Below are 14,610 nucleotides of genomic sequence, written 5' to 3'. Positions count from 1 at the left end.
GAAAGCAACCCATCAATGTTCAGAAGTATTCCAACTTGAACCGCACTGCCGCGCGGTGATCCCCAGGCATCAGTTGCAATCCGTTACCGATCAGGCGGACCGTGTAGTGAAGGGTCATGTCGCCTTCATTCAGGGGTACCAGCGGCATCGGCTCACCTGGAACACTCTCCTGGCCAAGCGAATCCCAGATATGAAATGCGACCCCCTGGGAAAGCCCAGCGGCGGCGAATGAGCGGCCTTGCCGGTCGCTGGCCCCGTCAAATGTCACGCGCAGATGCTCCCAGTCGGGCAGCGTTAACCCAGGGCGCAGAGGGTCCGGGCGAGTCAATGAGCAATTGACCAGGCGCAGTTGGAAGGGATGCGGCTCGCCGATCGTGTTGCGCAAAAGCCGGCCAATAGGTTCGGGTGGCATTTCGATGGACTGGTCGGCACTCGCCAGTTCCAGCCCGCACGCCGAGTCAATGACTTCTCCACCCAGCGTGACCACTCCATCGCCCTGACCGGATGTCTTCGCGACAACCCCGGGGCTGATGACCGCCAACGAAGAGGTAATTGCGAGGCTTATTAATGTTTTCACCGTTATCTCCCATCAGTTCCCCCGCCACGTTGGTGGCGGGGGGGAATTGCTTACTGATAAGCCAGGGTGAAATTGGTGGTCGCACTGAAATCGCCAGGCACGACGTTGCCCGTCGCTGCACCTTGAACGTAGGCCCCGAACTCCAACGTGTTATCACCAGCGACGATGGCCTGAGGGGTGGTAGGTACACCCAATTCAACGAGTTTGCTGCCGTGGGTCATCATGATGCCGATGTTGCCCGCGCCACCCACGGTGCCGATTGCACCCGGAACAACGGACGATGGCGCAGCCGTGAAGGTGGTGGTTACGGTGTTGTCGGTCAGGCCGGTGAGATCGCAACCTTCAAGCTCGATCAATACGCGGCGGGCTTCGGACTTGCCTCCCGTTTGCAATTGATGTTTTGCGATTGCACCCAGATGAACGGACTGATCGACAGAGTCTGGCTTGATAGAACAAGCACCTGAGTGGACCGATCCTAAGAAGGTGATAGTGCCATCTGCGGCTTGCGCGACGGACATCGACCCCATCAGCAGCCCAATAGACAACAGTGCAGTTTTGATTTCAGTTTTCATCAGCTAAGACCCATCTATATTAATGAACGTCATAAAGAAACCCCGCAGGCAGGTGTGCACCTACCGTTCATTACTGACATGTAAAGCACGCAGGGAACTTGGTTCGACGCCGACCAAGTTGCAGTGAGGAGGAATTTGATTTTTCCAACTATTTGCATTGCAAGTTTCAGCGGCGTTCGAACTCAGGCCATTGTTGGGTTTGCGTGGACAAAAGTAAGTCGCCTGATTCGCCTAGTTGCGTAGCCGGTTATGTCAGGATGTGTAAGAGGGATATGGCATTTTGCCAAAAAACAATAATTAGCTGTAAGAGATGGACTACCATCATTAAGGGAGAGGGTGTTTTGAACGTTATGATTTCTGTAAGAATAGAATTACAGAGATTAATGATGCAAACATCGATAGATGTCGCTATGTAACGGCCACGGCGCGGTTTCAGCGGGCCGCTTGCATGAAATGAGCGCCCACAAAAAAGCCCCGGTGAACGGGGCTTGATGACAGGGCAGCAGAACTTACTTGGTTTTCGGTCGTTTGCTCGACGCATGGCCTGCTTCGTCCACAAACACTTCGGCCACGGCGATCGCCTGGCTCTCGGTGGGGAAGACCCCGGCGACGCTGTCACCGTGGAAGTTGATCAGGTGCCAGCCGTCCGCTCGCTTCGTGATCAAGTAGCCGTTTACGCCTTTTGGTTCTGACATCTATCAATCTCATGGTGTGATTCAAGGGCGTAATGATAGCGCCAAATGCGGCAGGTGCGCGCAGGTTATTCTAGGTCAGTGTCCTGGGTGCAAAAGCGTGCTAAAAAGGGTGCAGCCCTTTGAAATCCTGAGGTGCAGGCAGTTTTTGCCGTGCCGGTGTGGAGGCTCTTCGCGAGACCAGCGGAACTTACGCCGACATTTTTTCTCTATGATGACATCGCAACGCCAGCAGGACCCATTGTAAGGTGACTGCGGCCTGATTAGACTGCGCCGAATTCCGTACGCACAGCCCTTTGTAAGGACCCATATGATCAAGAAATGCTTGTTCCCAGCAGCCGGTTACGGCACTCGCTTCTTGCCAGCGACCAAGGCCATGCCCAAAGAGATGCTGCCGGTGGTGAACAAGCCACTGATTCAGTACGGCGTCGAAGAGGCACTGGATGCCGGTCTGAACGAAATCTCCATCGTGACCGGCCGTGGTAAGCGCGCGCTGGAAGACCACTTTGACATCAGCTATGAGCTGGAAAACCAGATCAAGGGCACCGACAAGGAAAAATACCTGGTCGGCATCCGCAAGCTGCTGGACGAGTGCTCGTTCTCTTACACCCGCCAGACCCAGATGAAAGGCCTCGGCCACGCCATCCTGACTGGCCGCCCGCTGATCGGCGACGAACCGTTCGCCGTGGTGCTGGCGGATGACCTGTGCGTCAATCTGGAAGGCAAGGGTGTTCTGGAGCAGATGGTTGATCTGTACAAGAAATACCGTTGCACCATCGTGGCAGTCCAGGAAGTGGACCCACAGGAAACCAACAAATACGGCGTGATCGCGGGCGACGAAATCGGCGATGGCCTGATCCGCGTACGTGACATGGTTGAAAAGCCAGCGCCGGAAGATGCCCCGTCGAACCTGGCGATCATCGGCCGTTACATCCTGACCCCGGACATCTTCAAGTTGATCGAAGAAACCGAGCCAGGCAAGGGCGGCGAAATCCAGATCACCGACGCTCTGCTCAAGCAAGCTAAAGACGGCTGCGTCATTGCCTACAAGTTCAAGGGCCAGCGTTTCGACTGCGGTGGCGCTGAAGGCTACATCGAGGCGACCAACTTCTGCTACGAGCACTTCTACAAGACTGGCAAGGCTTACTGATTCACGCTGTAAGCGGCCTGTTCCAAAAAAGCCACCTTCGGGTGGCTTTTTCGTTTTTCAGCCCCATGTAAGTCGGTATGCTGGTTGCCTGCCGAGGAGAGTGAAATGGCTTACGATTTTGACCTGTATGTGATTGGCGCCGGTTCCGGCGGTGTTCGTGCGGCGCGTTTTGCCGCAGGCTTTGGTGCCAAAGTGGCCGTGGCGGAAAGCCGCTACCTGGGTGGTACCTGCGTCAACGTCGGCTGCGTGCCGAAAAAACTGTTGGTGTATGGCGCACACTTTGCCGAGGATTTTGATCAGGCCAGCGGGTTTGGTTGGTCACTGGGCGAGGCGAATTTTGATTGGGCCACTCTGATCGCCAATAAAGATCGCGAGATCAATCGCCTCAATGGCATCTACCGCAACCTGCTGGTTAACAGTGGTGTGACGCTGCATGAAGGGCATGCGCGCCTGGTAGATGCGCATCAAGTCGAGATCAATGGCGAGCGCTTTACCGCCAAGCACATCCTCATCGCGACGGGTGGCTGGCCGCAGATTCCGGAGATTCCAGGGCGTGAACACGCTATCGGCTCCAATGAGGCGTTCTTCCTCAAGGAATTACCAAAGCGTGTACTGGTGGTCGGTGGTGGCTATATTGCCGTCGAGTTCGCAGGGATTTTCCATGGCTTGGGCGCACAGACAACCCTGCTGTATCGCGGTGACTTGTTCCTGCGTGGCTTCGACGGTTCGGTGCGTACACATCTGAAAGAAGAGCTGACCAAGCGTGGCCTCGACCTGCAATTCAATGCCGATATCGAGCGTATCGACAAGCAAGCCGATGGCAGCCTCAAAGCCACGCTAAAAGACGGTCGCGTGCTGGAAGCGGACTGTGTGTTCTACGCCACGGGTCGCCGCCCGATGCTGGACAACCTTGGGTTGGAAAACACCGGCGTGAAGCTCGATAAGCGTGGTTTCGTCGAAGTGGACGATCTGTACCAGACCGCCGAATCGTCAATCCTGGCCATCGGCGACGTGATTGGTCGTGTGCAACTGACACCGGTGGCCCTGGCCGAAGGCATGGCCGTGGCGCGTCGGCTGTTCAAGCCTGAGCAATATCGTCCGGTGGATTACGCCATGATCCCGACGGCGGTGTTCAGCCTGCCCAACATCGGCACGGTTGGCCTGACTGAAGAAGAGGCGAAAGAGAAGGGCCATAAAGTGCAGATCTTCGAAAGCCGTTTCCGGCCAATGAAGCTGACCCTGACCGAGTGCCAGGAAAAAACCCTGATGAAGCTGGTGGTCGACGCTGACACCGACCAGGTGCTGGGTTGCCACATGGTCGGCCCGGATGCTGGCGAGATCGTCCAGGGCCTGGCGATCGCGCTCAAGGCGGGCGCGACCAAGCAGCATTTCGACGACACCATCGGCGTGCACCCTACGGCGGCGGAAGAGTTCGTCACCATGCGCACGCCTGTGGCGAGCTGATCAGCGCTCGGGCGTTGCCTCTGGCGCCTTCGCAACGGCGGCCGCCAGGCGCAATGCCTCGATACTGGCCTGGGCTTTGATCAGTTCCAATTCCAGGGTTTTGTTGGAGTGCTGGTGTTCGGTCAACGCTTCCTGGCGTGACTGACTTTCCAGCACGGCAACGCGCAGGCGCTCCTGAAGCAGGGTGCGCTCGCTGTCAATCAGGCTCACCTGTTCGCTCAGCTTGAGCTGCTGGGCCTGGTCTTTGCGGGATTGTTCCTGCAGCGCCGTCAACTCTTTCGATGTCATCCGATGCTCGATCAGCAGCCGCTCGTTGTCGCGATGCAGCTGGGTGATTTCATCCTGACGCACCATGGCGCTCTGCTGGGCCTGGCGCAATTCTGCCTGTACCTGTTGCAACTGGCCTTCATGGCGACGCTGTTCCTGCTCGCGCTGCTCCTTGATCGCATTACGGTAATGCTCCAAAGCGTCCCTTGCGTGCAGGTGCTTTTCTTCCAGCGAACGGATCTGCTCGTCCTTGTCGTTGATCCGTAGCTCGTAATCACTGCACGCCTGGCTCAACCCGGCGTTACGGGTTTGTTCGGTCTGCAGGCTGGTGCTGGTGGTTTGCAGGGCCGCGCTTTCTTCTGCCAGGGCGGCGGCCTGGATATCAAATTGTTGCTTGAGTTGACCATGGGTTTCATCAAGGGACTCCAGCTGGGCGAGCAGGGCGCCTTTCTGTTGCTCGAACTGCGCCAAAGCCAGGTCTATAGGCTCCTGGGCTTTGTCCTTCAGGCGTTGCGCCAGGCGCGCCACCAGCTCGCCAAGCTCGTCGTCGATGGGGGCCTCGGTGATGGTGACTCGGGTTTCGCTCTCATCCAGCTCCTTCAGATAGCGATGAATCGTGGTTTTCGAGCCGGTGTTGCCCATTTCGATGCGTACAGCGTCGATGCTGGGGTTTTCGCCGCGAGCGAGGATCGCCAGGCGTGCCGTTTGAACTACCGCTTTATTAATGCCGCCGCGAGCCATGGGGTCTCCGTCGATTTAGTACTGTGGTACGTATTATGTATATACATACTATATCATGAATAAAATATCGTTTGAATTCATGATTTAACAGATGGGATATTGGCGTATTATCCCGTGTCATGCGGGTTGGACCCGTGAAAGCCACCGCCAGCAGTACGAATAGGCCTCTCATGAGCGATCTGGATCGTTACCTCAACGCCGCCACCCGCGATAACACGCGACGCAGTTACCGTGCGGCCATCGAGCATTTCGAAGTGAGCTGGGGAGGGTTCCTGCCCGCGACCAGCGACAGCGTGGCGCGTTATCTGGTAGCACATGCCGGCGTCTTGGCGGTCAACACGCTGAAGCTACGGCTTTCGGCACTGGCGCAGTGGCATACGAGTCAGGGCTTTCCCGATCCGACCAAGGCGCCGGTGGTGCGTAAGGTGCTGAAGGGCATCCGTGCCGTACACCCGGTGCGGGAGAAGCAAGCCGAGCCCTTGCAACTCAAACACCTTGAACAGGTGGTGGCTTCCCTTGAAAACGAGGCGAAAGACGCGGCCCACGACTTGCCTCGGCTACTGCGCGCCAAGCGCGACACTGCACTGATTCTACTGGGCTTCTGGCGCGGCTTTCGCAGCGATGAACTGTGTCGGCTCGAGATTGAGCATGTGCAGGCGACGCCCGGTGCCGGGATCAGCCTGTATCTGCCGCGCAGCAAAAGCGACCGTGACAACCTCGGCAAGACCTATCACACCCCGGCGTTGCTGCGCCTGTGCCCGGTGCAGGCCTACAGCGAATGGCTCAGCGCCTCGGCATTGGTGCGTGGCCCGGTGTTTCGCGGCATTGATCGTTGGGGCAACCTGGGGGAGGAGGGGTTGCACCCCAACAGTGTGATCCCGTTGCTGCGCCAGGCGCTGAGGCGCGCCGGCATCCCCGCCGAGCACTACACCAGTCACTCGCTGCGCCGTGGGTTTGCCACGTGGGCTCACCGCAGTGGCTGGGATTTGAAGTCATTGATGAGTTACGTCGGCTGGAGCGACATGAAATCCGCCATGCGCTATGTTGAAGCGACGCCCTTTCTTGGCATGACCCTGGCGACGCAACCGCTGCTTTGAGATTTCTTCTATTAATACAGTCACCTGATAGGGAAAACCAATCGTCAGCATCAGGTTTGCCAATGAGCCATCGGTCGAGAGAGTGGGTAGGATTCACCTCATCAACTTACTAAGCCCTTCTACAAACCTGACGGAGAGTCAACGATGCCTATCATCAACAGCCAAGTAAAACCGTTCAAAGCTACCGCCTACAAAAACGGCAACTTCGTCGATGTGTCCGACGCCGACCTGAAAGGCAAGTGGTCCGTTGTGTTCTTCTACCCAGCCGACTTCACCTTCGTTTGCCCAACCGAGCTGGAAGACCTGGCTGACAACTACGCCGAATTCCAGAAGCTGGGCGTCGAGATCTACAGCGTTTCCACCGACACCCACTTCGCCCACGCTGCCTGGCACAACACTTCGCCAGCCATCGGCAAGATCCAGTACACCATGATCGGCGACCCAACCCTGACCATCTCCCGCAACTTCGACGTACTGATCGAAGAAGCTGGCCTGGCAGACCGCGGTACTTTCGTGATCAACCCAGAAGGTCAGATCAAGATCGTTGAGCTGAACGACGGCGGTGTTGGCCGTGACGCTTCCGAGCTGCTGCGCAAAATCAAGGCCGCTCAATACGTTGCTGCCCACCCAGGCGAAGTATGCCCAGCCAAGTGGAAAGAAGGCGAAGCCACCCTGGCTCCATCCCTGGACCTGGTCGGCAAGATCTAAGTCTGTGAAGTCTCAAGGGCGGTATTCCGCACTGAATTAAGCTGCATCCGCCCCCCAAAACGCCCGGGCGAGATTCGCTCGGGCGTTTTTTTGTCTGCAATAAACCGAAATTTATAGGAAATCGCCCGTATGTTGGACGCCAATCTTAAAGCTCAGTTGAAGTCATACCTGGAACGGGTCACCCAGCCGATCGAGATCGTCGCCTCCCTCGACGACGGTGCGAAATCCCAGGAAATGCTTGCCCTTTTGCAGGATGTGGTCAGCCTCACGACGCTGATTACCCTGAAAACCGATGGTGATGATGCGCGCAAGCCGTCGTTCTCCATCAACCGCCCAGGTGCCGAGATCAGCCTGCGTTTCGCCGGCATCCCGATGGGCCATGAATTCACTTCGTTGGTGCTGGCCCTGCTGCAAGTCGGTGGCCACCCGTCGAAGGCCAGTGTCGAAGTCATTGAACAGATCCGCACCCTCAAAGGTGAGTTCAGCTTCGAGACTTACTTCTCGCTGTCCTGCCAGAACTGCCCGGACGTGGTCCAGGCGCTGAACCTGATGGCCGTGCTCAACCCGAACATCCGCCACGTCGCCATCGACGGCGCGCTGTTCCAGGCTGAAGTCGACGAGCGCCAGATCATGGCGGTACCGAGTGTTTACTTGAACGGTGTGAACTTCGGTCAGGGCCGTATGGGCCTGGAAGAGATTCTTGCCAAGCTCGACACCAGTGGCATTGAAAAAGCCGCCGAGAAAATCAGCGCCAAAGACGCCTTTGATGTACTTGTCGTCGGCGGCGGCCCAGCCGGTTCTGCGGCCGCGATCTACGCTGCACGTAAAGGCATCCGTACCGGCGTTGCTGCCGAGCGTTTTGGCGGCCAAGTGCTGGACACCATGTCCATCGAGAACTTCATCTCGGTACAAGAGACCGAAGGGCCGAAACTGGCCAGCGCACTGGAAGCCCACGTGCGTCAATACGACGTGGACATCATGAACCTGCAGCGCGCCAGCAGCCTGGTGCCTGCGAAAAACGCCGGCGACTTGCACGAAATTCGTTTTGAAAGCGGTGCGACCCTGAAGTCCAAGACCGTGATCCTGGCCACCGGCGCCCGCTGGCGCGAAATGGGTGTGCCGGGCGAGCAGGAATACAAGGCTAAAGGCGTGTGCTTCTGCCCACACTGCGACGGTCCGCTGTTCAAGGGCAAGCGTGTGGCGGTGATCGGCGGTGGTAACTCCGGCGTTGAGGCGGCCATCGACCTGGCCGGTATCGTCAGCCACGTGACCTTGCTTGAGTTCGACAGCAAATTGCGCGCCGACGCCGTGCTGCAACGCAAGCTCTACAGCCTGCCGAACGTTGACGTGATCACCAGTGCGTTGACTAGCGAAGTGAAAGGCGATGGCCAGAAAGTCACCGGCCTGGCGTATAAGGATCGCGACAGCGGCGAGTTCAAGACCATCGATCTGGAAGGGATCTTTGTACAGATCGGTTTGCTGCCCAACACCGATTGGCTCAAAGGCACCGTGGAACTGACGCCACGCGGCGAGATTATCGTCGATGCGCGGGGTGAGACTTCACTGCCAGGCGTATTCGCCGCCGGCGACGTGACGACGGTGCCGTACAAGCAGATCGTGATTGCAGTGGGCGAGGGCGCCAAGGCTTCCCTGAGCGCTTTCGATCACTTGATCCGGACTTCCGCCCCGGCGTAAATCCGGAGCCGGAAATGAAAAACCCCATGAGTGATCATGGGGTTTTTTCGTTACAGCGGTGCGGGCTGGATAATCTCGACCCAGTACGCGTCCGGGTCCTTGATGAAGGCCAGGCTCTTCATGCGGCCATCACTCAGGCGCTTCTGGAAGTCGCAGCCCAGGGCTTCGAAACGTTCGCAGGCAGCGACGATATCCGGCACCGAGATGCAGATATGGCCAAAGCCACGCGGGTCGGTATTACCGTTGTGGTAGGCAAAGTCGGCATCGTTTTCGGTGCCGTGGTTGTGGGTCAGCTCCAGGATGCCTGGGATCGACTTCATCCACTGGGTGCGCTCGGCGGCATCGGCCGGGATCTGGGATTTGTCCACCAGGGCCAGGAAGTACAGGCTGAATTCGGCTTCCGGGAAGTCGCGCTTTTCAACCAGGGAAAAACCCAGGACGCGGGTGTAGAAGTCCAGCGACTTGGTGATGTCCTTGACCCGCAGCATGGTGTGGTTGAACACGAAGTTCGTGGTGGCGGTGTCCGGTTGGGCGGTAACGCCCGGGAAAGTGTTCAGTTCGTGCAGGCTCATGGGCCCTCCAGAAAAAATGGGGCAAACGCAGCTCTGAAATGTGAGCGGTTCCTTGGCTTGCGGCTGGCATCCGTGCAGCCGGTCCATGATACGCAAGGCTCGCCCCAGGCGCCAAATGAAAAAGCCCATGCAGGCCTTGCGACACAGGGGCGCCGGGGCTCAAACTTTGACGCTTGAACCTTGGGTATTTTTCGCAATGATCGCATTTCGTAAACCGCTGTTGAGCGCTGTGTGTTTGTTGGTCGGCAGTTCCTGCGTACTGGCGGCGGACCCCGAAATTCACTGGCCCAGTGGCTGGCAGGTTGAAGAGGTGGTACCGGATGATGAAGCACCTGTTAAACCCCAGGCGGTGTCGCGCCAGCGTGCAATCAAGAATGATGAAAATGGCACGACCTTGATGGTAATGGAGTTGACCGGTACACCGATTGAAGCGGGGCATAAGGTTAATCTTCAAGGTGTATTGCTGGAGATGCGCAAGTCCATCCAGAAAGATTTTGCCCAGGGCGGTTATCAAAGTGTGTGCAGCAAGATGCACCCTACAACATTGAGCCGTCTTGAGGCGTTGGAAACTACTTGTGTGATAACCGAAAATGGGCGTCACGTGCTTTCGCAAACATTGGTGGGCGCGGTTGATGCCGATAAGGCCTATGTTTTTTCATACGCAGGGCAGGCCGAGGCGTACGAAGCAAGCAAGGATGAGGTCAGTTCGGTGCGCGATAGCCTGAAACTTTAAGTGTGTAATGCCTGTCGATTGTGAACATAATGAAACGTTATTTAAGTTCGCTTTCGAACCGCAGAATTAAAAAAGCCCCGCATAAGCGGGGCTCTTTGTTAGTGCCGTGCAATCAGCCGCGAAGCCAGGAATCTACAGTGGCTGCACCGTACTGTTCTTTCCAGGCCTTGAGGCCGCGGTGGTTGCCACCTTTGGTTTCGATCAGCTCACCAGTGTGCGGGTTCTGGTAAACCTTGACCACACGTGCGCGGCGCTGTTTTGGTGCGCTGACGGCAGTAGCACTGGACTTGCCCGGGTTTGGATCAAGGATGGAAATGATGTCGCGCAGGCCTTTGCCGTAGGTCTTCATCAGGCCCTGGAGCTTTTCTTCGAATTCGATTTCTTTCTTCAGGCCGGCGTCGTTCTTCAGGGATTCCAGCTGGGCAAGCTGCTCTTGAAGGGCTTTTTCGGCTGCGCGAAATTCGGCGAGTCTGGACAAAATAGGTACTCCAATAGTGTGTTTGGCTGATATCAACTGCAGACAAAGCTATAAGCCAAGCGCTTTAAGGCGACTCAAGAAAGAAGCCGTCCCGCGAGTTCTGCACAGGCTGGAAAAATTGTAGTAGTTAATTTGCTACGAGTAAATCATGTCTTTTGTCTAAATAACATTATTTCAGAGCAGGTAGTGCATGGCTATTCAATGGCTGGCCAGTGATTTAATAAATTCATCGCACGGCAAAGGCTTTCCAAACAGGTAACCCTGCAGGAAATCCACGCCTTGAGCGGCCAGGTAATCGGACTGTTCAGGCGTTTCCACACCTTCTGCAACAATGCCCAAATCGAGTTTGCCGGACAGTTCAATGATGCTGTCGAGAATATGCCGCGAGAGTGCATCTGCACCGATCATGGCGACAAAACTCTGGTCGATCTTCAAGTAGTCGACATTGAAGTTACGCAAATAGCCCAGGCTGGAGTGGCCGGTGCCGAAGTCATCAATAGCGATCATTACCCCCAGTTGATGCAGGGCGTCGAACAGCTGGCGGGTAATGTCAGTGGGCACGATCAGCTCGCGCTCGGTCAACTCCAGCACCAACGTCACCTGGCCCACGGGAAAGGCGGCCAGAAACTCACGGCAGTCATCCACCAAGGCCAAATCCTGGCAATGGCGTGCGGTGATATTCACGCCGATATGAAACCCAGGGCTGAAACGCGCCGCATAGGGCGCCAGTTGCGCGGCGGTCTGGCGCAGCAGGGCGCGGGTCATCGGTACGATCAGACCCGAATGCTCGGCCAGGGGGATAAACAGGTCAGGGCGTACCAGGCCTTCTTTAGGGTGTTGCCAGCGCATCAGCACTTCACATCCCGCCCACTCGCGAGTATCGCCTCGGACCACCGGTTGGAAATACGGAATGAATTCATTGGCGCCCAATGCCCGCTGCAATTCGTGAGTCGGTGCCGATGAGCGCTTTTGCAGCCAGTGCGCCAAAAGGCCTGCCAGCACGCCAAAAAACACGATCAGGCTGAACATTGCCGGGTATCGGGCCTGCATGTAGCGCCACACTTCACCGGACGGCATGCCTGCGTCGACGCTGTAGTGATAGCGTGCGGACGCCAAGTGATGGTGGGCCACTGCGAACGCTGGCACCGCAGTGTCATGCACCTTGCCATCAGCCCCGAGCCAATTGGGGCCCACTTGCAGCACCAGGTGGGCGTATCGGCTGATCAGGCGCAGGGCGTTGGTCAGGTGGTAGCCATCAATCGACGCAAAAGCCGCCTTGTCGCCCTCAACCAACCGGTAGACCAGCAGCGCGGTATCGGGTGTCACCGGGTTGCCGTTCATCAGCCATAAGCGGCCATCTACGTAATCATCCGGGTTGACCGGCGATTCGTAGTTGCTGCCAAACAACGAGCTGCAATAGATGTTTTTTTGCCAGGACAGGGTGGTCGCACGCACAAACGGGCGACGTGTGACTTGTTCGCGCAGGGCCAGTTGTGCGCCGTTATCACAGGGTTGCCCCGCCAGTGGCAGCAAGGCCTTGGCGGCAAGTGCGGTGTTGTCGAGCATCAGGTCGAATTGGCGCACCGCCTCCTGGGCGGTCTGGGCCGTGCTTTGCTGCAAGGTACGTTCGGCTTGCCAGTGCAGGATCACGACCCCAAGCGCAATCGGCAGCAGCGCACTCAGCGAGGTGATCAAGTAGCGAGTGGCGCGTTTTCGCGGGCCGTTGACGGTCAGGGGCATGGGGTGAACGGCCTGTTACAGGGATCAGATTGAGTCGATGATAGATGGCTCGACTGAAATAAGCTCGCGAGCCTAGCCATTTGGCCAGTATGCGCCGCTATAGCTCCAGGCCTTGGGCAATGCGAATAAAGGCGAGTGCAGCAGGGGAAGACTGGCGTCGGTCGAGCACGGCGAGGCCAACTTGGCGCAGCACACGGGGAGATAATGCGCGCTGTACATACCGAGGATCGCGTCCAGCCGGCAATGAGGCCTGTGCCACCACGCTGACCGCATCACCCCGACTGACGGTCTCCAGGGTGCTCAGCAATTGCGAACAGCGATAACGTACCTTCGGGGTCAGCCGCGCCTGGTTGAACAGGCGCATCACCAATTCAGTAGAGCCGGCCTCGGTCAGCGCGAAAGGATCGCTGCACAAATCCTTGAGGCTCACGTGTTCACGGGCAGCCAGCTTATGCTCGGCCGGCAGCAGTGCGACCATCTGGTCCTCGAACAGTGGGAAAGTGTCGAAGCGTTCCTGGTCGAGCACCACGAAACCAACATCGATCCGGCGTTCGTCGAGCCATTGGATGACCTGCCTGTCGGGTCCTTCGTCCACGTGGACTTCAATGCCCGGATACTCCAGGCGGAACCGGTTGAGGATCTTCGGCAGCAAGTAGGTCGAGGAGGTGGGGCCGAATGAGCCGATTCGCAGTGTCCCGCGTTTCATGCCGCGCGCATCCGCCGCTTCCTGTTGCAGCGTGTTGGCCAGCCCCAACATCGCCCGTGCACGCCCCAGCAACTGCGTGCCGATGTCGCTGAGTTCGACCTGAGCCTGATGGCGCCTGAACAGCGTCACCCCCAGTTCCTGCTCCAGGCCTTTGATGGCGTGAGAGACCGCTGATTGGCTGATGCCGAGGCGGTGCGCGGCGCTGGTAAAGCCTTGCAGCTCGGCAACGAGTGAGAAGATTTCGAGTTGAGTCAGGGTCATGAGTAATCACTCATTTTACGATGACACCGTATTACCAGAAGAATGCAGGCAATCTCAAGCCATCAGAGCCCTGTCCCGTGCATTCAAGTTCAGATCGCATCACTTATATGAAGCTGGCCGCCGTCACCATGATCTGGGGCGGCACCTTTGTGGCCGGTCGCTACCTGAGCGGGACGCTCGACCCTTTGCTGGCGGCCAGCCTGCGGTTTGCGCTGGCCAGCCTGGCGTTGCTGGCCTTCCTGGGCTTGGCACGCATCCGGTTGGTCCGGCCAAACCCTCGGCAGCTACTGCAACTGGCGATGCTGGGTTTCTTCGGCATCTTTTTCTACAACCTGTGTTTCTTCTACGGGTTGCAGTTCATCAACGCGTCGCGCGCTTCATTGATCGTGGCGCTGAACCCGGCGGTGATCGGCCTGGCGTCCTGGTGGTTGTTCAAGGAGCGCCTCGGTGTCGGCAAAATCGCAGGGATCGTGCTGTGTCTGGCGGGGGCCGCCGTGGTCATCGTCAGTCGCAACCCCCAGGTATTTAACGACGCAACCAGCACTTGGCGTGGGGATGTGCTGATATTCGGGTGTGTCGCGGGGTGGGGCATCTACTCACTGTTTTCCCGTGGTTTGAATCAGAGCCTGGGGCCGCTGCAGACGGTTACGTGGTCGATACTGCTGGGCACGCTCATGCTGACCGTCACCACACTGGTCATGGGGCGCTTTACGCTGGAGGCGATGGGCCGCGTGCATCTCGCGCAAGGGCTGAGCCTGATATACCTCGGCGTGCTGGGTTCGGCGCTGGCCTATATCGGCTACTACGATGGCATCCGGCGTATCGGCGCGACGCGCTCCGGCGTCTTCATCGCGCTGAATCCGCTGACAGCGGTGATCTGTGGCGCCTTGTTGCTGGACGAACAGTTGACCCTTTCCATGCTGACCGGCGGTGCGCTGATCCTGCTGGGCATCTACCTGTGCAACAAACCCCTTGCACGCGCGAGGGCAATGGGGATTTGATAAGAGTACGGACAAACGTGGTTACGCTGTGTAGAATCGATTTACGCATACAAGAATATGGACTTGCGCTCACGCAAGCCTAAGCCGTCAGAGACTGATGACCCCATGAAGCTACTCGGCTCCCCCCTCATCTTTGGTGACTTCCTCGCCCGCAGC

At 57.6% G+C, this 14,610-nt stretch carries 15 protein-coding genes; 7 read left to right on the top strand and 8 right to left on the bottom strand.

Features of this window, described 5'->3' with window-relative positions; translation table 11 throughout:
- Positions 1–19 precede the first annotated feature (19 nt).
- From AYR47_RS22790 to AYR47_RS22780, 3 genes are all read right to left on the bottom strand, one after another.
- The gene (locus AYR47_RS22790; RefSeq protein ID WP_033902937.1) at positions 20–577 is read right to left on the bottom strand and encodes a fimbrial protein; all 558 of its coding nucleotides are present in this window, start codon (positions 575–577) and stop codon (positions 20–22) included.
- Between the two features lie 50 nt (positions 578–627).
- Positions 628–1,149 carry a fimbrial protein gene (locus tag AYR47_RS22785; protein ID WP_033902936.1) on the bottom strand — a complete coding sequence of 174 codons (522 nt, stop codon included), beginning with the start codon at positions 1,147–1,149 and terminating at the stop codon, positions 628–630.
- Positions 1,150–1,658: 509 nt separating this feature from the next.
- Positions 1,659–1,844 carry a hypothetical protein gene (locus tag AYR47_RS22780; protein ID WP_033902935.1) on the bottom strand — a complete coding sequence of 62 codons (186 nt, stop codon included), beginning with the start codon at positions 1,842–1,844 and terminating at the stop codon, positions 1,659–1,661.
- A gap of 307 nt (positions 1,845–2,151) precedes the next feature.
- Between AYR47_RS22780 and galU the strand changes: the two genes are divergently transcribed.
- Both galU and gorA read left to right on the top strand, forming a co-directional pair.
- Positions 2,152–2,991 carry a UTP--glucose-1-phosphate uridylyltransferase GalU gene (galU, locus tag AYR47_RS22775; protein ID WP_028616217.1) on the top strand — a complete coding sequence of 280 codons (840 nt, stop codon included), beginning with the start codon at positions 2,152–2,154 and terminating at the stop codon, positions 2,989–2,991.
- Between the two features lie 105 nt (positions 2,992–3,096).
- Complete coding sequence (gorA, locus tag AYR47_RS22770) at positions 3,097–4,455, top strand: glutathione-disulfide reductase (protein ID WP_061436993.1); 1,359 nt, start codon at positions 3,097–3,099, stop codon at positions 4,453–4,455.
- Here gorA and AYR47_RS22765 read toward each other — a convergent pair whose 3' ends face one another.
- On the bottom strand, positions 4,456–5,463 hold the full coding sequence (locus AYR47_RS22765; RefSeq protein ID WP_061436991.1) for a DNA-binding protein: 1,008 nt from the start codon (positions 5,461–5,463) through the stop codon (positions 4,456–4,458). It abuts the gene before it with no gap.
- Between the two features lie 170 nt (positions 5,464–5,633).
- Between AYR47_RS22765 and AYR47_RS22760 the strand changes: the two genes are divergently transcribed.
- From AYR47_RS22760 to ahpF, 3 genes are all read left to right on the top strand, one after another.
- Entirely contained in the window at positions 5,634–6,560 is a 927-nt protein-coding gene (locus tag AYR47_RS22760) for a site-specific integrase (protein WP_061436989.1), read from the top strand.
- A gap of 144 nt (positions 6,561–6,704) precedes the next feature.
- Positions 6,705–7,268 (top strand): alkyl hydroperoxide reductase subunit C, encoded by a 564-nt coding sequence (gene ahpC, locus AYR47_RS22755; protein ID WP_010210361.1) that lies wholly within the window; start codon positions 6,705–6,707, stop codon positions 7,266–7,268.
- A 129-nt stretch (positions 7,269–7,397) separates the two neighbouring features.
- Entirely contained in the window at positions 7,398–8,963 is a 1,566-nt protein-coding gene (gene ahpF, locus AYR47_RS22750) for an alkyl hydroperoxide reductase subunit F (protein ID WP_061436987.1), read from the top strand.
- A 50-nt stretch (positions 8,964–9,013) separates the two neighbouring features.
- On the opposite strand, the gene gloA is transcribed toward ahpF, so the two are convergent.
- Positions 9,014–9,535 (bottom strand): lactoylglutathione lyase, encoded by a 522-nt coding sequence (gloA, locus tag AYR47_RS22745; RefSeq protein ID WP_016974784.1) that lies wholly within the window; start codon positions 9,533–9,535, stop codon positions 9,014–9,016.
- A 196-nt stretch (positions 9,536–9,731) separates the two neighbouring features.
- On the opposite strand from gloA, the gene AYR47_RS22740 reads away from it, so the two are divergent.
- Positions 9,732–10,268: a DUF4946 domain-containing protein gene (locus AYR47_RS22740; RefSeq protein WP_033903037.1), complete on the top strand. Its 537-nt coding sequence runs from the start codon at positions 9,732–9,734 to the stop codon at positions 10,266–10,268.
- Positions 10,269–10,380: 112 nt separating this feature from the next.
- On the opposite strand, the gene AYR47_RS22735 is transcribed toward AYR47_RS22740, so the two are convergent.
- From AYR47_RS22735 to AYR47_RS22725, 3 genes are all read right to left on the bottom strand, one after another.
- Positions 10,381–10,746 carry a histone-like nucleoid-structuring protein, MvaT/MvaU family gene (locus tag AYR47_RS22735; RefSeq protein WP_033902930.1) on the bottom strand — a complete coding sequence of 122 codons (366 nt, stop codon included), beginning with the start codon at positions 10,744–10,746 and terminating at the stop codon, positions 10,381–10,383.
- 198 nt (positions 10,747–10,944) lie between these two features.
- Positions 10,945–12,486, bottom strand: coding sequence for an EAL domain-containing protein (locus AYR47_RS22730; protein WP_061436985.1), 1,542 nt, complete (start codon positions 12,484–12,486; stop codon positions 10,945–10,947).
- A gap of 97 nt (positions 12,487–12,583) precedes the next feature.
- Positions 12,584–13,453: a LysR family transcriptional regulator gene (locus AYR47_RS22725; RefSeq protein ID WP_061436983.1), complete on the bottom strand. Its 870-nt coding sequence runs from the start codon at positions 13,451–13,453 to the stop codon at positions 12,584–12,586.
- 77 nt (positions 13,454–13,530) lie between these two features.
- Between AYR47_RS22725 and AYR47_RS22720 the strand changes: the two genes are divergently transcribed.
- Positions 13,531–14,454 carry a DMT family transporter gene (locus AYR47_RS22720; RefSeq protein WP_156487822.1) on the top strand — a complete coding sequence of 308 codons (924 nt, stop codon included), beginning with the start codon at positions 13,531–13,533 and terminating at the stop codon, positions 14,452–14,454.
- Positions 14,455–14,610: the final 156 nt, after the last annotated feature.

Origin of the sequence: Pseudomonas azotoformans (genome assembly GCF_001579805.1) — a bacterium.
Taxonomy (GTDB): Bacteria; Pseudomonadota; Gammaproteobacteria; order Pseudomonadales; family Pseudomonadaceae; genus Aquipseudomonas; species Aquipseudomonas azotoformans_A.
This window is presented reverse-complemented; position numbering and strand designations above follow the sequence as displayed.